Origin of the sequence: Streptomyces sp. NPDC001315, from assembly GCF_042896175.1 — a bacterium.
GTDB lineage: Bacteria > Actinomycetota > Actinomycetes > Streptomycetales > Streptomycetaceae > Streptomyces.
Genome location: NZ_JBIAWZ010000003.1, coordinates 442629 through 459553, shown reverse-complemented (window position 1 = coordinate 459553; position 16925 = coordinate 442629). Strand labels below are relative to the sequence as shown.

General features: G+C 71.1%; 14 protein-coding genes and 2 pseudogenes. 6 read left to right on the top strand and 10 right to left on the bottom strand.

What is annotated here, in order from left to right:
* Positions 1-54: 54 nt before the first annotated feature.
* On the bottom strand, positions 55-1881 hold the full coding sequence (locus tag ACFY16_RS12560; RefSeq protein WP_390647058.1) for a prolyl oligopeptidase family serine peptidase: 1827 nt from the start codon (positions 1879-1881) through the stop codon (positions 55-57).
* Positions 1882-2040: 159 nt separating this feature from the next.
* On the opposite strand from ACFY16_RS12560, the gene ACFY16_RS12555 reads away from it, so the two are divergent.
* Positions 2041-2823 carry an SURF1 family protein gene (locus tag ACFY16_RS12555; RefSeq protein ID WP_390647057.1) on the top strand — a complete coding sequence of 261 codons (783 nt, stop codon included), beginning with the start codon at positions 2041-2043 and terminating at the stop codon, positions 2821-2823.
* A gap of 140 nt (positions 2824-2963) precedes the next feature.
* Here the strand turns inward: ACFY16_RS12555 and ACFY16_RS12550 are convergent, their stop codons facing one another.
* From ACFY16_RS12550 to ACFY16_RS12535, 4 genes are all read right to left on the bottom strand, one after another.
* On the bottom strand, positions 2964-4016 hold the full coding sequence (locus tag ACFY16_RS12550) for a hypothetical protein (protein WP_390647056.1): 1053 nt from the start codon (positions 4014-4016) through the stop codon (positions 2964-2966).
* A 116-nt stretch (positions 4017-4132) separates the two neighbouring features.
* Complete coding sequence (locus ACFY16_RS12545) at positions 4133-4720, bottom strand: SigE family RNA polymerase sigma factor (RefSeq protein WP_390647055.1); 588 nt, start codon at positions 4718-4720, stop codon at positions 4133-4135.
* 533 nt (positions 4721-5253) lie between these two features.
* Positions 5254-6321, bottom strand: coding sequence for an aspartate-semialdehyde dehydrogenase (locus tag ACFY16_RS12540; RefSeq protein ID WP_390647054.1), 1068 nt, complete (start codon positions 6319-6321; stop codon positions 5254-5256).
* The gene (locus ACFY16_RS12535) at positions 6321-7595 is read right to left on the bottom strand and encodes an aspartate kinase (RefSeq protein ID WP_390647053.1); all 1275 of its coding nucleotides are present in this window, start codon (positions 7593-7595) and stop codon (positions 6321-6323) included. The genes ACFY16_RS12540 and ACFY16_RS12535 overlap by 1 nt, the downstream gene beginning before the upstream one ends.
* 397 nt (positions 7596-7992) lie before the next feature.
* Here ACFY16_RS12535 and ACFY16_RS12530 point away from each other — a divergent pair, with 397 nt between their 5' ends.
* Positions 7993-8712, top strand: a complete 720-nt coding sequence (locus ACFY16_RS12530; RefSeq protein WP_390647052.1) for a sulfite exporter TauE/SafE family protein — start codon at positions 7993-7995, stop codon at positions 8710-8712.
* A 40-nt stretch (positions 8713-8752) separates the two neighbouring features.
* On the opposite strand, the gene ACFY16_RS12525 is transcribed toward ACFY16_RS12530, so the two are convergent.
* The 3 genes from ACFY16_RS12525 to ACFY16_RS12515 all read right to left on the bottom strand — a co-directional run bounded on the left by ACFY16_RS12525 (position 8753) and on the right by ACFY16_RS12515 (position 10452).
* Positions 8753-9415, bottom strand: a complete 663-nt coding sequence (locus tag ACFY16_RS12525; protein WP_390647051.1) for a DUF5063 domain-containing protein — start codon at positions 9413-9415, stop codon at positions 8753-8755.
* Positions 9408-10007: a recombination mediator RecR gene (gene recR / locus ACFY16_RS12520; protein ID WP_390647050.1), complete on the bottom strand. Its 600-nt coding sequence runs from the start codon at positions 10005-10007 to the stop codon at positions 9408-9410. Before recR ends, ACFY16_RS12525 begins: the two co-directional genes overlap by 8 nt.
* A gap of 100 nt (positions 10008-10107) precedes the next feature.
* The gene (locus tag ACFY16_RS12515; RefSeq protein ID WP_390647049.1) at positions 10108-10452 is read right to left on the bottom strand and encodes a YbaB/EbfC family nucleoid-associated protein; all 345 of its coding nucleotides are present in this window, start codon (positions 10450-10452) and stop codon (positions 10108-10110) included.
* A gap of 280 nt (positions 10453-10732) precedes the next feature.
* On the opposite strand from ACFY16_RS12515, the gene ACFY16_RS12510 reads away from it, so the two are divergent.
* Positions 10733-11479 (top strand): SLATT domain-containing protein, encoded by a 747-nt coding sequence (locus tag ACFY16_RS12510; RefSeq protein WP_390647048.1) that lies wholly within the window; start codon positions 10733-10735, stop codon positions 11477-11479.
* Positions 11480-11493: 14 nt separating this feature from the next.
* On the opposite strand, the pseudogene ACFY16_RS12505 reads toward ACFY16_RS12510, so the two are convergent.
* A pseudogene (locus ACFY16_RS12505) lies at positions 11494-11658 on the bottom strand (phosphate ABC transporter substrate-binding protein); the annotation flags it as partial.
* Positions 11659-11671: 13 nt separating this feature from the next.
* A pseudogene (locus tag ACFY16_RS12500) lies at positions 11672-12163 on the bottom strand (serine/threonine-protein kinase); the annotation flags it as partial.
* A 122-nt stretch (positions 12164-12285) separates the two neighbouring features.
* Between ACFY16_RS12500 and ACFY16_RS12495 the strand changes: the two are divergent.
* The 3 genes from ACFY16_RS12495 (at position 12286) to ACFY16_RS12485 (ending at position 16908) form a co-directional block, all read left to right on the top strand.
* Positions 12286-13641, top strand: a complete 1356-nt coding sequence (locus ACFY16_RS12495) for an aspartate aminotransferase family protein (protein ID WP_390647047.1) — start codon at positions 12286-12288, stop codon at positions 13639-13641.
* A 115-nt stretch (positions 13642-13756) separates the two neighbouring features.
* Positions 13757-14458, top strand: a complete 702-nt coding sequence (locus ACFY16_RS12490; RefSeq protein WP_390647046.1) for a GntR family transcriptional regulator — start codon at positions 13757-13759, stop codon at positions 14456-14458.
* Between the two features lie 20 nt (positions 14459-14478).
* Positions 14479-16908, top strand: a complete 2430-nt coding sequence (locus tag ACFY16_RS12485) for a dolichyl-phosphate beta-glucosyltransferase (RefSeq protein ID WP_390647045.1) — start codon at positions 14479-14481, stop codon at positions 16906-16908.
* Positions 16909-16925: the final 17 nt, after the last annotated feature.

Here is a 16925-nt window from a genome sequence, read left to right as displayed (position 1 = left end):
CCCCACCATCCCCAGGTGCTCCGCCCCTTCGACCCCGCGTCACGGGAGGGAAGGTCAGCTCCCGAGATGTTTCTCCGCGAACTCCAGCTCCAGCCGTACCTGCTTGATCCGCTCGTCCACGACCAGCGAACCGTGGCCCGCGTCGTAGCGGTACACCTCGTGGACCGCGCCGCGGGTTTCGAGGCGCTCGACGTAGTTCTCGATCTGCCGGATGGGGCAGCGGGGGTCGTTGACGCCGGCCGAGATGTAGACCGGGGCCTTGACCTGGTCGACGTACGTGAGGGGGGAGGACGCCTCGAAGCGGTCCGGGACCTCCTCCGGGGTGCCGCCCAGCAGGGTGCGGTCCATCGCCTTCAGGGCCTCCATCTCGTCGTGGTAGGCCGTGACGTAGTCGGCTACGGGGACCACGGCGATGCCCAGGGTCCAGGCGTCGGGCTGGACGCCGAGGCCCAGGAGGGTGAGGTAGCCGCCCCAGGAGCCGCCGGTGAGGATCAGGCGGGAGGGGTCGGCGAGGCCGGAGGCGACCGCCCATTCACGGACCGCGGCGATGTCCTCCAGTTCGATCAGGCCGACGCGGTGCTTCAGGGCGTCGGTCCAGGCCCGGCCGTAGCCCGTCGAGCCGCGGTAGTTGACCCGGACCACCGCGTAGCCGTGGTCCACCCAGGCTGCCGGGGCCGCCGCGAAGGAGTCGCTGTCGTGCCAGGTCGGGCCGCCGTGGATGTCGAAGACCGTGGGGAGCGGGCCGGTGGCGCCCGCCGGCTTCTGGATCAGGGCGTGGATGCGGCCGCCCGGGCCCTCCACCCACACGTCCTCCACGGGGACCGAGCCCGGCGACTTCAGGCCCGGCGGGTCCAGGACCACCCCGCCCGTCGTCGAGCGGACGGCGGACGGCTCGGCGGACGACGACCACAGGTACTCCACGCTGCCGTCCGGGCGGGCCGTCGCCCCGGACACGGTGCCGGGCGCAGTGGGGATCCTCACCAGTTCGCTCGTCGTGAGGTCGTAGCGCAGCAGTTCGCTGCGGGCCTCGAAGCCGTGCGCGATCAGCAGCCCGCTGCCGTCCGGGTACCACTCCGCGCTCACGTCGCCCGGCAGGTCCAGCACCAGGTCCGTCTGCTCGCCTGTCGCGACGTCCCACACCAGGGGCTCCCAGCGGCCGCGTCGCTGGTGGCCGATGAGGAGGCGGGTGTCGCCGTCCACGGGGGCGAAGCCGAGCACCTCAAGTCCCAGCTCCCGCGTGCCGCCCTCCGTGTCGTCCAGTTCGGTGACCGCCGTGCCGTCGGGGCGCAGCACACGCAGCGCCGAGTGCATCGCGTCACCGTGCTCGGTGTGCTCGATCGCGATCAGGGAGCCGTCGTGCGAGAGGTCGCCGACGCCCGCCGACTCGCGGTGACGGTAGATCTCCGCCGGGGGCTCCCCCACGCGCGCGAGGTGGATCGTCGTACCGTCGTCGTCCGTGGAGCGGCCCACGACCGCTGTACGGCCGTCTCTGCCGAGGGCCAGGCCCGCCGGGTACGACGGGTCCAGGCCGGGCGTGGCGAGCTCGTCCTCGCCGCCCCCGAACGGCTGGCGGCGCCACACGCCGAACTCGTCGCCGTCCTTGTCGTCGAACCACCAGATCCACGTGCCGTCCGGGGAGAGCACGCCGTCCGTCGTGCCGTTCGGCCGGTTCGTGACCTGGCGCTGCTCGTGTGTCGAACGGTCCCAGGCGTACAGCTCGTACGTCCCCGTGGCGTTCGACACGAACAGGGAGCGGTGCGGTGCGTCCTCCGCCCAGTCGGGCAGCGACACCCTTGGCGCCCGGAAGCGCTTCTCCCAGTCCGGCATCTCCTCGCGCTGTACCTGCTGATCCGGCGAGACGGACCCGTGGCTCTCAGTCATGACCCCATACTGCCCGCACCGCCCGACAATCCGCCGAAGAGGTCCCCAGCCTGTGGATAACTTCGAGGGGTCCCTTTCCGATCCGCTTCCGATTTCCTTGCTTTTCGTCCCCCCTCCCCCGCCGCCCGGTCCTCCGCGTCCGCCCCGTACCTTTGAGGCGTGTACCGGTTCCTGCTGACGCCCCGCTGGTGGGGGATCAACGTATTCGTGCTGCTGGCCATCCCCTTCTGCGTCTTCATGGGGTCCTGGCAGCTGAGCCGGTTCGAGTCGCGGGTGGCCGACCACCGCGACGCGACCGAGCAGGCCGAGTCCGACCGGACGCAGGCGGCCCGGCCGCTGGCCGAGCTGCTGCCCGTGGACAAGGAGACGTCCGGCGACCAGGTCACCGCGACCGGCCGGTACGGCAAGCAGCTGCTCGTCCCCGACCGCGAGCTGGACGACAGGAACGGCTACTACGTCCTGACCCTGCTGCGCACCGAGGACGGCAAGGCCCTGCCCGTCGTACGCGGCTGGCTGCCCGGTGACGCCGACCCGGCCGAGGCTCCCGCGCCGCCGGCCGGCGAGGTCACCGTCACCGGCTCGCTCCAGGCGTCCGAGACCCCCGGCGACAACGGCGTCAGCGCGCAGGGCGGGCTGCCGGCCGGGCAGACCGCGGCGATCAGCTCGGCGTCGCTGGTGAACCTCGTGCCGTACGACGTCTACGACGCGTGGGTCACGCTGAACCGGGGCGACTCGGGGATGAAGGCCGTACCCGCGACCGCCGCGGCGGACACGGGGCTGGACCTGAAGGCGTTCCAGAACCTCGGCTACACCGGTGAGTGGTTCGTGTTCGCCGGGTTCGTGGTCTTCATGTGGTTCCGGCTGCTCCGGCGCGAGGTGGAGTTCGCGCGGGACGCGGAGCTCGGGCTGGTACCCGAGGAGGAGCAGCACGCGACGGTCTGACCGGCGCCCGCCTGAATGCCCCTCGGGACCTCTCGGGGACCCCTCAGGACCCCTCGGGACCCCTCAGGACCCCTTTTTCAGGACTCCCCGGGATCCCGTAGAGCCCTCAAGGACCCCTCAGGACTCCGCAAGACGACTCCCTACGACCCCGCCAGCAGACCCGTCCGGTAAACCGTCCCCGCGCACGCGTTCGACACTGTCACCGAAACCGTCGGCGAGCCCGCCTCCGGGGTGTGCGAGACGACCACGCTGCCGTCGGCCGTGCCGTCCTCGGTGATCAGCTGGGTGGACGTGCCGGTGCCGGTGTCGGTCCCGGTGCCGGTGGTCGTGCCCGAGGCGGAGCTCGCGCCCGTGCTCGGGCTCGGGTCGGCACTGGGCCCGCCCGTGTCGGTGCCGCCGCTGGTGCCGGCGGTGGGGCAGGTCTCGGAGGGCACCCAGGCGAACTTCACCTCGTAGGCGGAGCCGGGTGCGATGGTCAGCCGGGGGACGTAGAGGGAGGGGGCGGGCAGGGCGGCGGCCGCGTCGCCCGCGGCATGCTCCACGACCGTGATCTTGGTGGCGTCCGCGGCGCCCTGGGCGAGAGGGGTGACACTGCCGGGCCCGCTGACGGTACAACCGGTGGTGGAGACGTTGGTGACGCGGAAGGTGCCGTAGACGATGCCGGCCGAGTCGGGGACCTCGGCGGTCGCGGTGGCGGAGCCGAGCTGGTCGGCCTTGCAGGTGGGCGCGGTCGCCGCACTGGTGGCCGAGGGGTCGGAGCCGCCGGACGCGCCGGTGGCGGTGCCCGTCTCCTCGCCCTTCCCGGTGTCCTTCGGATCGGCCTGGCCCGTGCCGGAGGTCTTGTCGCCGGAGCCTGCGGAGGTACTCGCCCCACCGTCCGGGTCCTTGCCCGACGTGGCGCCGCCCTGCACCTGGGAGCTGTTGGCCGCGATCGACGGATCGGCGTCGGAGCCGGCGGAGTTGGACACGTGCCACAGGGCGGGGATGGCGGTGCCGACGAAGAGGGCCGCGGCCGCCATGCCGACGGCGGCCTGCCGCTTGCGCGCGCGGCGGGCGGGCACTGCCCGTCGCAGGTGGTCCAGTGTGCCGTCGCGCGGCTCCATCTCCTGGACCGCCTGGCGCAGCAGACTGCGTAGTGCCAGCTCGTCCGAGTCGAGCCCGGAGGGGCTCTTTTCGTCAGGGCTGTGGTTCACGGTTCCGTTCCCAGCGTGCGATTGCTTCGGCTCTTGCTTGTGCGGTGGCGCCATCGGTTCGTGCCACGCGAACGGCTCGTGCCGCTCGTGGGAGTCCCTGCCCTCGGCTTCGTCCCTCACGCCGACGCCTCCATGGCGATGCGCAGGGCCGCGATACCGCGGGAGCCGTACGCCTTCACCGAACCCAGCGACACCCCGAGCGTCTCGGCGACCTGGGCCTCGGTCATGTCGGCGAAGTAGCGCAGCACCAGGACCTCGCGCTGGCGGCGCTGCAGGCCCTTCATCGCCTTGATCAGGGAGTCGCGTTCCAGCTGGTCGTACGCCCCCTCCTCGGCGCTCGCCATGTCCGGCATCGGCTTGGAGAGCAGCTTCAGGCCGAGGATGCGGCGGCGCAGCGCGGAACGGGAGAGGTTGACGACCGTCTGGCGGAGGTAGGCGAGGGTCTTCTCCGGGTCGCGGACCCGTTTGCGGGCGGAGTGGACACGGATGAAGGCCTCCTGGACGACGTCCTCACAGGAGGCGGTGTCGTCGAGGAGGAGCGCCGCGAGACCCAGCAGCGAGCGGTAGTGGGCGCGGTAGGTCTCGGTGAGGTGGTCGACGGTGGTGCCGGCCGCCGCCGCGTCGTCGGCGCCGTCACGCTGGGTCGGTATGCGGGTGGGCCGCGCTGCGGGCATGGGCGCGATCACCGGCATGCCACCGGGCATGCGGGGCCGTCGGGGCGGTCGCAGCGCAGTGCCGCGCGTCGCCGTTGAGAATTCGAGTACCTCTGCCACGCCAGTTGGACACGTTCCCCCCAGTGAGGGTTGTACGTGCCGGGCGTCACTTTTGCGTCAGACGTGATGGCCGACGCGACCGGCGACGTTCTCGCGTCAGGCAGCACAACTGACGTTGCCTCAAATGCCCTCATGCGCCCCGCTCTTCCCCTATGTCCCATACGGTGGGCGTCCCCACGCCCACACCACGGCGTCCCCACGCCTGGCTCGCACGCGCCCCCATGCTCCGGAAGGGCGACCGCAAAGACGCTCCCCGCCCTCGGCACGGTTGCGGAGGGCGGGGAGAAAATCTTCGGTTGTACAGGCCCATGATTCAAGTGGTCCGGACCATCGGTCCGCTCCCACCTGGATCACATTCGCCTCATACCCGACCGACATCGGACACACATCCGAGTCACATCTGACCCACAGATACTACGAACCCTCACGCCTTCCGCCAGGCATTTTCCGTCCGCCCCAGGGCCTCAGGAGAACTCGGCCGCCACCAACTCCGCGATCTGCGCGGTGTTGAGCGCGGCACCCTTGCGGAGATTGTCCCCGCACACGAACAACTCCAGCGCGGTGGGGTCGTCCAGCGACCGCCGCACCCGCCCGACCCAGGTCGGATCGGTGCCCACCACATCGGCGGGCGTCGGGAACTCACCGGCGGCCGGGTCGTCGCACAGGACGACCCCGGGCGCCGTCGCGAGGATCTCGCGGGCCCGGTCGACGGTGACCTCGCCCTCGAAGCGGGCGTGGACGGTGAGGGAGTGCGTGGTGACGACCGGCACCCGTACACATGTCACCGCGACGGGCAGCTCCGGCAGTCCGAGGATCTTGCGGGACTCGTCCCGCACCTTCATCTCCTCCGACGACCAACCGTCCTCACGCAGCGATCCGGCCCACGGTACGACGTTCAGCGCCACCGGCTCGGGGAACGGCCCGGTGTTGTCCCCGACGGCCCGCCGTACGTCACCGGGGTTGGTCCCCAGTTCCGTACCGGCGACCAGGGACAGTTGCTGCCGCAGGGTCTCGATGCCCGCCCGGCCGGCCCCGCTGACCGCCTGGTACGACGAGACGACCAGCGCGCGCAGCCCGAACTCGGCGTGCAGCGCGCCCAGCGCCACGATCATGGACAGGGTGGTGCAGTTGGGGTTGGCGACGATCCCGCGCGGACGCACCCGCGCCGTGTGCGCATTGACCTCGGGCACGACGAGGGGGACGTCCGGGTCCATCCGGAAGGCGGCCGAGTTGTCCACGACCACCACACCCTTGGCGGCGGCGACCGGCGCCCACCGCGCGGCGACCTCGTCGGGTACGTCGAACATGGCGACGTCGATCCCGTCGAAGGCCTCCTCCGTCAGGGCCACGACCTCGACCTCCTCCCCGCGCACGGCCAGCTTGCGGCCGGCCGAGCGGGGGGAGGCGATCAGGCGGATCTCGCCCCAGATGTCCGCGTGCTGGGACAGGATCTGGAGCATGACGGTGCCGACGGCACCGGTCGCTCCCACGACCGCCAGCGCCGGCCGTCCGGGGCGTCCGGTTCGGGCCATCAGCGGCCCGTGCCTCCGTAGACGACGGCCTCGTCGCTGTCGGAGTCCAGTCCGAAGGCGGTGTGCACGGCGCGGACGGCCTCGTTGACGTCGTCGGCGCGCGTGACGACCGAGATGCGGATCTCGGAGGTCGAGATCAGTTCGATGTTCACGCCCGCGTCGGACAGCGCCTCGAAGAAGGACGCCGTGACCCCGGGGTTGGTCTTCATGCCGGCGCCGACCAGGGAGATCTTGCCGATCTGGTCGTCGTAGCGCAGCGAGTCGAAGCCGATGCCCGCCCGGTTGCGCTCCAGCGCGTCGATGGCCTTGCGGCCCTCGGTCTTCGGCAGCGTGAAGGAGATGTCCGTCAGGCCGGTGGCGGCGGCGGACACGTTCTGCACGACCATGTCGATGTTGACCTGGGCATCGGCGATGGTGCGGAAGATCGCGGCGGCCTCGCCCGGCTTGTCCGGCACGCCGACGACCGTGATCTTGGCCTCGGAGGTGTCGTGCGCGACACCGGAGATGATGGCCTGCTCCACCTTCTTGTCCCCTTGCTTCGGCTCGTTGCTGACCCAGGTGCCCTGCAGTCCGGAGAAGGACGAGCGCACGTGGATCGGGATGTTGTAGCGGCGGGCGTACTCCACGCAGCGGTGGAGCAGCACCTTGGAGCCGGACGCGGCGAGCTCCAGCATGTCCTCGAAGGAGATCCAGTCGATCTTCTTCGCCTTCTTCACCACGCGCGGGTCGGCGGTGAACACGCCGTCGACGTCGGTGTAGATCTCGCAGACCTCGGCGTCGAGCGCGGCGGCGAGGGCCACGGCCGTGGTGTCGGACCCACCACGCCCCAGCGTGGTGATGTCCTTCTTGTCCTGGCTGACGCCCTGGAACCCGGCGACGATGGCGATGTTGCCCTCGTCCAGCGCGGTGCGGATCCGGCCCGGCGTCACGTCGATGATCCGGGCTTTGTTGTGGACCGAGTCGGTGATGACGCCTGCCTGGCTACCGGTGAACGACTGGGCTCCGTGTCCCAGGTTTTTGATCGCCATGGCCAGCAGCGCCATGGAGATTCGCTCTCCGGCGGTCAGCAGCATGTCGAACTCACGGCCGGCAGGCATCGGGGATACCTGCTCGGCGAGATCGATCAGCTCGTCCGTCGTGTCGCCCATCGCGGAAACGACGACGACCACCTGGTGGCCGTTCTTCTTCGCTTCCACGATTCGCTTGGCGACGCGCTTGATGCCCTCGGCATCGGCTACGGAGGAGCCTCCGTACTTCTGCACGACAAGGCCCACGTGCGCTCCTCGCTCAGTTCGTCTTCTTTCCCGCGCATACAACGGTGTACTGCGGGTCGTCTCAGTCTATCGAGCGCCCGAATTTCACCTCTGCGGTACCGCATGGTGAGATGTCCGGCCGCCCGTTCCAGAACACTCCCTGCCCACTGACACCAATGACACACAAGTGATCGCTGTGAATTAAGTTTCAGGCGCTGACGTGCGGTCCGTGCTGACGCCGACGCCCACGGTGCCGACGGCGCCAACGGCAGTGGCGGTGTCCCTGGCCGCCCCGATTCTCAGGCGGCCGCCCCCTTGCCCCGGTCCCGCACGACAGTCCCGTTTCCGCACGGCCGTCACGAGGGAGGACGCTCCCGAACCCCTGGTGTAGCTGACTGCACCAGGGCAGCATGCCGTGGTGACGAACGATCTTCTGCTGGCCGGGATCGTGCTGCTCGGATCCTGCGTGCAGTGGCTCACCGGCATGGGCTTCGCCCTCGTGGCCGTCCCCGGCCTCGTCCTCCTGCTCGGCCCGGCCGACGGAGTCGTCCTCGCCAACTGCGCCGCCGGGGCCATCAGCGTCGTAGGTCTCGCGGGCGGCTGGCGCCGGGTGCGGGCGCGCGCGATGGTGCCGCTGTGCGTGGCGGCGGCGTGCACGGTACCGGCGGGCACCTGGCTGACCCGCCGGCTCCCCGAGCCTGCCCTGCTCTTGTTCATGGGCGCCCTGGTCACGGTCGCCGTGGTCCTGGTCCTCCGAGGTGCCCGGCTCCCCACCCTGCGCGGCACGAAGGGGGCGGTCGCCGCCGGCGCGGTGGGCGGCTTCATGAACTCCGCGGCGGGCGTGGGCGGACCGCCGGTGTCCCTGTACGCGGTCAACGCGGGCTGGACGGTACGGGAGTTCGTACCGAACGCGCAGTTCTACGGCGTCGTCGTCAACGCGTTCTCGGTGGCGGCGAACGGAGTGCCGCAGCTGAGTGCGCCGAGGTGGACCTTGGTCGTGGCGGCGATGGTGGCGGGCGGACTGATCGGCAGGGGGCTCGCTCGACGGATACCGGAGAAACGGGCCCGCCTGCTCGTGCTGCTGCTCGCTCTGACGGGCGGGGTGACGACGTTGGGGAAGGGCATGTGGGGGCTCTGACAGTGCCGCGAGCCGGAGGGCCGGGGCGAGGGCCGGGGCGCTACTTCTTGGCCGTCCCCAGCCCCAGCGACCCGCCGATCTCCTCCGCCATCACCCGGCCGGCCTCGATCTCCAGGGCGTCGTCGCCCATGTCCTGGTCCGTGTCCAGGCCGTCCAGCTCCTCCAGGGGCTGGTTCAGGCGGATGTGGGCGAGGACGGAGTGCAGGGCCCTGAGGCTGGCCGAGGCCGTGGTGCCCCAGTTGGAGAAGTAGGAGAACTGCCACCACCAGAGGGCTTCCGTGGTACGGCCGGCGCGGTAGTGCGCCATGCCGTGACGCAGGTCGGCGATGACGTCCGCCAGGTCGTCGGAGATACGGGCCGGGACGGGCGCCTTGCGGGGCTCGTACGGGTCGAAGACCTCCGAGTACACGTCGATCGGCTCCAGGAGGCGGGCCAGGTTCTCGCGGAGATCGTCCACGTCCGGTTCCGGGCCCGGGTCGGGCTCGTAACGCTCGTCGGGGACGATGTCCTCGTGCGCGCCGAGCCGGCCGCCGGCCAGGAGGAGCTGGGACACCTCCAGGAGGAGGAAGGGCACGGCCGAGTCCGGCTCGTCGCCCTTCGCGACCTCCGTGACGGCCACCAGGAAGCTCTCGACCTGGTCCGCGATCTGGACCGCGAAGTCGTCCGGGTTCCGCTCGGTCGCGTGCAGCGTGGCGTCAGACATCTAGGAGTCGTCTCCCCTCGAAGGCGCGGCCGAGCGTGACCTCGTCCGCGTATTCCAGGTCGCCACCCACCGGGAGGCCGCTGGCCAGGCGGGTGACCTTCAGGCCCATGGGCTTGATCATGCGGGCGAGGTACGTCGCCGTCGCCTCGCCTTCGAGATTCGGGTCCGTGGCCAGGATCAGTTCGGTGACCGTCCCGTCGGCCAGGCGGGCCAGGAGTTCCCGTATACGAAGGTCGTCGGGGCCGACCCCCTCGATCGGGCTGATCGCGCCACCGAGGACGTGGTAGCGGCCGCGGAACTCCCGGGTGCGTTCGATGGCGACGACGTCCTTGGGCTCTTCCACGACACAGATGACCGTCGGGTCACGGCGGGTGTCGCGGCAGATGTTGCACAGCTCCTCCTGCGCGACGTTGCCGCAGGTCGCGCAGAAGCGGACCTTCGCCTTCACCTCGAGGAGGGCGTGCGCGAGGCGGCGCACGTCCGTCGGTTCCGCCTGGAGGATGTGGAAGGCGATCCGCTGCGCGCTCTTGGGACCGACGCCGGGAAGCCGCCCCAGCTCGTCGATGAGGTCCTGGACCACGCCTTCGTACAACGGACTGCCCTTCCTGGGTCTTCAGGGTCTTTTCAGTACGTACCGTAGTTGGCCGCCGCCCGTTCGAGGAAGGCGGTACGGGCCTCACTCGGCACGAACGTCAGAACGGCAGGCCGGGGATGCCGCTGCCGCCGCCCAGCCCCTGAGCCAGCGGGCCGAGCTTCTGCTGCTGGAGGGTCTGCGCGTTCTCGTTGGCCGCGTGGACGGCCGCGACGATGAGGTCGGCGAGGGTGTCCGTGTCCTCCGGGTCCACCGCCTTCGGGTCGATCTTCAGGGCGCGGAGCTCGCCGGAGCCCGTCACGGTCGCCTTCACCAGGCCGCCGCCCGCCTGGCCGTCGACCTCCGTCTGCGCCAGTTCCTCCTGCGCCCGCGCCAGGTCCTGCTGCATCTTCTGGGCCTGCTGGAGCAGCTGCTGCATGTTGGGCTGGCCACCACCGGGAATCACGATCAGCTCCTGGTTTCGTACGGCTGTCGGAGCGGGGATTTCCCCGCCTGGCACGAGCCTACGTGGTCCAGGCAGGCATCGCTCCAGCACTCTTTCGAGTGAGTTGATTGTCCGCCCTATACCTGATCAAGACCCCCGTCCGGGCGGAAAAGCAATGAAACCTTCCTCTTCGCCACCCATTGGGAGGTAGGAAGGTGCGGCGCACCAGCATCAGATGTCACGGTGTCGCGGTGCGCGGTGTCACGCAACGTGATCGGTCGGGATCAGTAGGGAGTGCCGGGTGGGTCAGCCGGAGATGCAGCCCGAGGGTCCGCCTCAGGACGGGCGGGGCGAGGGGGCGGCCGGGCTGCGGCCGGGCGATCTGGCCGGGCGGGCGTTCCCGCTCGGGGACTGGGGCGAGCCGGCGGAGCGGCTGGACGAGCTGTACCGATGGGTGGAACGCGGGGCCCTGGAGACGGCGGCCTGGTACCTGTCCGACCGGATGTGGAAGCGGCGGACCGCGCGGGTGCTGCGTACGGGCGCGGCGGTCGGGGCGGTCGCGGGGGCCGCGCTGCCCTTCCTGGACCTCACCGGCGTCGTCGACGGGCTGGCGCCCTGGGGATATCTGGCGCTGCTGCTCGCGGGGGCGTGTGTGGGCGTCGACCGGTTCTTCGGGGTGACGTCGGGGTGGATAAGGGACGTGGCGACCTCGCAGGCCATCCAGCGGCGGCTTCAGATGTTCCAGTTCGACTGGGCGTCGGAGAGCGTGCGAGAGGTGCTGGGTCCGGCGGAGGGCACGGCGAGCGAAGCCGCCGACCGGTGTCTCGGGGTGCTGCGGAGGTTCTCGGAGGATGTGATCGAGCTGGTGCGCACGGAGACCGCCGACTGGATGGTGGAGTTCCGTACCGGGTCGACGCCGCTGGGCATCCAGTCGGCGATGTCCTCCGTGCCCCGGCAGGACGCCGGGGGCGGGCAGGGCCGCTTCCCCCTGCCGCCGGGGCCGGCCCGGCCGAACATGCCGCGACAGCGCCCGCCCGAACCCCGCTGACCCGGGGCACCGGCCTGGGCGCAGAGCTTCATCCCCTCCGGTGTCCAGCACGGAATGTGCCCGTGGGTGCGGATCACGTCCTGGCCGTTGCCCCGTGCCAGGTATGTCAGGAAGCCCGACGCCAGGGAGTCGGCCGGGGGCCGGCCGTAGGTGTAGGCGTACTCGATCTCCCGGTAGGGGTTCGGTTCCCAGCGTCTCCATGGCCCGCGCGATCCCGAAGTCGATGACCCGGGGACCGTCGATGGTCACCAGCACGTTGGACGGCTTGAGGTCGCGGTGGATGATCCCGGCGGCGTGGATGTCCTGGAGAGCGTGGGCGAGCCCGGCGGCGAGGATCCGTACCGACCGCTCGGGCAGGGCTCCGTGATCCTGCCCGACGACCTGCTGAAGGCTGGGCCCGGCGACATACCCGGCGGCGACCCACGGCACCGCGGCCTCGGTGTCCGCGTCCAGTACCGGCGCCGTCCAGTGCCCGCCGACCCGCCGCGCGGCCCGCACCTCCTGCCGGAACCGCGCCCGGAACTCCTCCTGCGCGGCCAGCTCCCGGCGCACCAGCTTCACCGCGACCGTGCGCCCCCGGTCGGACCGCGCGAGGTACACCTGCCCCATCCCGCCGGCCCCGAGCCGCGCCAGCAGCCGGTACGCGCCGATCCGCGGCAGATCCCCCGGTCCCAACTTCTCCATGGCTGCGCCGAAAAGCGAGGTCGGGCACGACCGGGAGCCTGGACAACCTGTCGCGGAAACCTCCCGTCCACAGACAGGACGCCGATACCGCTTCCGCATCGCGGACATTTACGCTCACCCGCATGACCCCTCAGACCGACCCCCAGGCCGGCGCCGCCGTGAAGGCCGCGGACCGCGCGCACGTCTTCCACTCCTGGTCCGCCCAGGAGCTCATCGACCCGCTCGCCGTCGCCGGTGCGGAGGGGTCGTACTTCTGGGACTACGACGGCAACCGCTACCTCGACCTCACCAGCGGGCTCGTCTTCACGAACATCGGCTACCAGCACCCGAAGGTCGTCGCCGCGATCCAGGAGCAGGCCGCGACCCTGTCCACGTTCGCGCCCGCCTTCGCCGTCGAGGCACGGTCGGAGGCGGCCCGGCTGATCGCCGAGCGCACCCCCGGCGACCTCGACAAGATCTTCTTCACCAACGGTGGCGCCGACGCCGTGGAGCACGCGGTGCGGATGGCGCGGCTGCACACCGGCCGCCCGAAGGTGCTCTCGGCGTACCGCTCCTACCACGGCGGTACCCAGCAGGCGATCAACATCACCGGTGACCCGCGCCGCTGGGCGTCCGACGGTGCCGCGGCCGGGGTCGTGCACTTCTGGGCGCCGTTCCTGTACCGCTCCCGCTTCTACGCCGAGACCGAAGAGCAGGAGTGCGCTCGGGCGCTGGAGCACCTGGAGACGACGATCGCCTTCGAGGGGCCGTCGACGGTCGCCGCGATCATCCTGGAGACCATTCCGGGCACGGCCGGGATCATGGTCCCGCCGCCGGGCTATCTGGCCGGGGTGCGGGAGATCTGCGACAAGTACGGGATCGTCTTCATCCTGGACGAGGTCATGGCCGGGTTCGGGCGCACCGGTGAGTGGTTCGCGGCCGACCTGTTCGACGTGGTGCCGGACCTGATGACCTTCGCCAAGGGCGTGAACTCCGGATATGTGCCGCTCGGCGGGGTCGCGATCTCCGGCGCGATCGCGGAGACGTTCGGGAAGCGGCCGTACCCGGGCGGTCTGACGTACTCGGGGCACCCGCTGGCCTGCGCGGCCGCCGTCGCGACGATCAACGTGATGGCCGAGGAGGGCATGGTCGAGAACGCGGCGAAGCTGGGCGCGTCCGTCGTCGAGCCCGGGCTGCGGGAGCTGGCGGAGCGGCACCCGAGCGTCGGCGAGGTGCGCGGCGTCGGCATGTTCTGGGCCGTCGAGCTGGTCAAAAACCAGCAGACGCGGGAGCCGCTGGTGCCGTACAACGCGGCCGGTGCGGCGAACGCGCCGATGGCCGCGTTCGGCGCCGCCGCGAAGAAGCACGGCGTGTGGCCCTTCATCAACATGAACCGGACGCACTTCGTGCCGCCGTGCAACGCCGGCGAGGCCGAGTTGAAGGAGGGGCTGGCCGCCCTGGACGCCGCGCTCTCCGTGGCCGACGAGCACACGGAGTAAGCGCCTCACCCGGGCGGCCCGGGAACCCGAACGCGTAAGGTGGCGTGCTCGTGGATGTACACGAGCGACGCGGACGAGCACGCCCCTTACACGTGACGAGGGAGACACCCTGACCATGCCCGGCCCCAGCGGCAGCGGCGCCGTGAACCGCAGCACCCTGCGGCAGCAGATCGCGGACGCGCTTCGTGACGAAGTACTTGCCGGGCGGCTTCAACCGGGGCAGGAGTTCACGGTGAAGGAGATCGCCGAGCAGTACGGGGTGTCCGCGACCCCGGTGCGCGAGGCACTCGTCGATCTTTCCGCGCAGGGCCTCCTGGAGGCCGACCAGCACCGCGGTTTCCGCGTGCACGAGTACTCGGTCGAGGACTTCCGGGGCATCATCGAGGCCCGCTCACTGGTCGTCGAGGGCATGTTCCATGCGCTCGAATCCGGCCACAACGGCTACCAGAACCTCGACGTCCCGCGGGTCGCCGCCGCCGTGGCGGGCGTCCGCCGGCGCGGCGAGGAGGCACAGCGCGCCGCCGACGCCGGGGACCTGATGGTCCTGATCGGCTACGACCTGCGGTTCTGGCGCGAGCTCAGCGCCCTGTTCGGCAACCCCTACCTCGTCGACTTCCTGCACCGGCTGCGCGTGCAGTCCTGGGTGTGCGCGGTGCAGCACCTGCGCCACCTGGCCGACCTGCGCGGCCACCTGTGGTCCGGCCACACCCGGCTGGTCGACGCCCTCGCCCACCGCGACACCGCCGCCGCCCGATCGATCGTCGCGGAGTACAACGCGCACTCCCTGGCCCTCATCGAGCGACTGGCGGACGGATGAGCGGCCCGGGCACCCGACGGATGAGCGGCGCCGCCGGGAGCACTGTCGACCTGTCCGTCGTCGTCCCCGCCTACAACGAGGAGCAGCGGCTCGGCCCGACGCTCGACGCGATCACCCGCTACCTGGGCGAACCCGAGGGCCGTTGGGGCGAGTGGGAGGTCGTGGTCGCCGACGACGGCTCCACCGACGCCACCCGCGAGATCGTCGCCGCCCGCCGCGACCCCCGGATCCAGTTGGTCACCAGCCCCCGCAACCGGGGCAAGGGCCACGCCCTGCGGCTCGGCGTAGCCGCCGCACGCGGCCGGCGCGTGCTGCTCACGGACGCCGATCTGGCGGCGCCGATCGAGGAGCTGGAGAAGCTCGACAAGGCGCTGAGCGAAGGGAACGCGGCAGCCGTCGGCTCCCGCTCGGTCCCGGGTGCGACGATCGGCGACCACCAGCACCGCCTGCGCCAACTGCTCGGCCGCGCGGGCAACTTACTCATACGCAGGGTCGCGGTCCCCGGGATACGCGACACCCAGTGCGGTTTCAAGCTGTTCGACGGCGACAGGGCGCGAGCCGCCTTCGCCGGCTCCCGGCTCAACGGCTGGGGCATCGACGTCGAGGTCCTCCAGCACTTCCGCCGGGCCGACTGGCCGGTCGCCGAGGTCCCGGTGACCTGGTCCCACCAGTCCGGCTCGAAGCTGCGGCCCCTGGACTACGCCCGGGTCCTCGGCGAACTCGGCCGCCTCAAGGCCCGCGCCCTGCGCCCGGCCGACGCCTTCGTGGCCGTCCTCTTCCTCCTCATGGCGGTGGCCCTGTACTCGGGCCGCTTCTTCGACCCCGCCCACCGCTACCTCCCGGACTCCCTCCAGGACCAGAACCAGTGGGAGTGGTTCTTGGCGGTGGCCGCCGACAGCGTCGCCCATCTGCACAACCCGCTCTTCACCGACCTCCAGGGCTTCCCCGACGGCGTGAACCTCATGGCCAACACGGTCATGCTGGGCCTGTCCGTCCCCTTCGCCCCCATCACGCTGCTCTTCGGCCCCGCGGTCGCGCTCAGCCTCTGTATGACCCTGGGCCTGGCCGCCACCGCGGCCGCCTGGTACTGGCTGATCGTGAAACGGGTCGTACGGCAGCGGGCGGCGGCCTTCCTCGGCGCCTCGCTGGCCGCGTTCGCCCCGCCGATGGTCAGCCACGCCAACGCCCACCCCAACTTCGTGATCCTGTTCATGATCCCGCTGATCATCGACCGCGCCCTGCGGCTGTGCGCGGGCACGCGGGTCGTACGGGACGCGGTGATCCTCGGCCTGATGGCGGCCTACCAGGTCTTCCTCGGCGAGGAGCCCCTCCTGCTCGCGTCGATCGGGATGCTGCTGTTCGCCGTGGCCTACGGGGTCCTGCGGCGGGACGTGACGAAGGCGGCCTGGCGCCCGCTGCTGCGGGGCCTGCTGATCGCCGCCGCGGTCTGCCTGCCGATCATCTGCTACCCGCTGGCCTGGCAGTTCGCCGGCCCGCAGAGCTACCGGAGCGTCCTGCACGGCGACAACGCGGGCAACAGCCCCCTCGCCCTGCTCTCCTTCGCCGAACGCTCACTGATCGCGGGCGACGCGGAGCGCGCGAACGCCCTCTCCCTCAACCCGACCGAGCAGAACGCCTTCTACGGCTGGCCGCTGGCCCTCCTCGCGTTCGCGATCGTCGTACGGCTGTGGGAGCGGGCCGTGGTCAAGGCGCTGGCGTTCACGGCACTGGCGGCGGCCCTGCTGTCGCTGGGCCCGAAGATCCGCTTCCCGCTGACCGACACGGTCCTCCCCGGCCCCTGGGCCCTCCTCTCCGACAAACCGCTGTTCGAGTCCGTCATCGAGGGCCGGGTCGCGATGATCTGCGCCCCCGCGCTGGGCATGCTCCTCGCGCTCGCGGTCGACCGGCTGGCCGCGATCCGCCGCGTGGGCACGGTCTACGCCGGACTGCTGGCCGTCTCCCTCGCCCTGCTCCCCCTCATACCCGCCCCCCTGAAGTCGACGGCCCGCCCGGACGTCCCCGCCTTCATCACGGACGGCATGTGGAAGTCGTACGTCCGCGACGGCGAGAGCCTGGTACCGGTGCCGCTGCCCGACCCCGGCAACGCGGAGGCGCTGCACTGGCAGACAGCCGCGCACCTGGGCTTCAAACTCCCCGGCGGCTACTTCAACGGCCCCTACGGCGACGACCGCATCGGCATCTACGGCGCCTCCCCGCGCTACACCTCCAATCTGCTGCGGGACATCCGCTACTCGGGCAAGGTCCCGACGATCGGCAAGAACTGGCAGGCGCAGGCCGCACGGGACTTCGCCTTCTGGAAGGCGGGCGTGATCGTCCTCGCCCCGCAGCCCAACGACGCCCTGCTGCGCCAGGCCTTGGAGAAGCTGGTGGGCCGGCCCGGTAGGTGGACCGGCGGGGTGTGGGTATGGGACCTGCACGAGGGGAGCTGAACCCGTGCCGCACCGAC

What these genes read in the sequence shown, in the direction of transcription:
- ACFY16_RS12560 (WP_390647058.1), bottom strand. Translation starts at nt 1,881, where the DNA reads ATGACTGAGAGCCACGGGTCCGTCTCGCCGGATCAGCAGGTACAGCGC.
- ACFY16_RS12545 (WP_390647055.1), bottom strand. Translation starts at nt 4,720, where the DNA reads ATGCCCGGTGGCATGCCGGTGATCGCGCCCATGCCCGCAGCGCGGCCC.
- ACFY16_RS12540 (WP_390647054.1), bottom strand. Translation starts at nt 6,321, where the DNA reads ATGGCCCGAACCGGACGCCCCGGACGGCCGGCGCTGGCGGTCGTGGGA.
- ACFY16_RS12525 (WP_390647051.1), bottom strand. Translation starts at nt 9,415, where the DNA reads ATGTCTGACGCCACGCTGCACGCGACCGAGCGGAACCCGGACGACTTC.
- ACFY16_RS12495 (WP_390647047.1), top strand. Translation starts at nt 12,286, where the DNA reads ATGACCCCTCAGACCGACCCCCAGGCCGGCGCCGCCGTGAAGGCCGCG.
- ACFY16_RS12490 (WP_390647046.1), top strand. Translation starts at nt 13,757, where the DNA reads ATGCCCGGCCCCAGCGGCAGCGGCGCCGTGAACCGCAGCACCCTGCGG.
- ACFY16_RS12485 (WP_390647045.1), top strand. Translation starts at nt 14,479, where the DNA reads ATGAGCGGCGCCGCCGGGAGCACTGTCGACCTGTCCGTCGTCGTCCCC.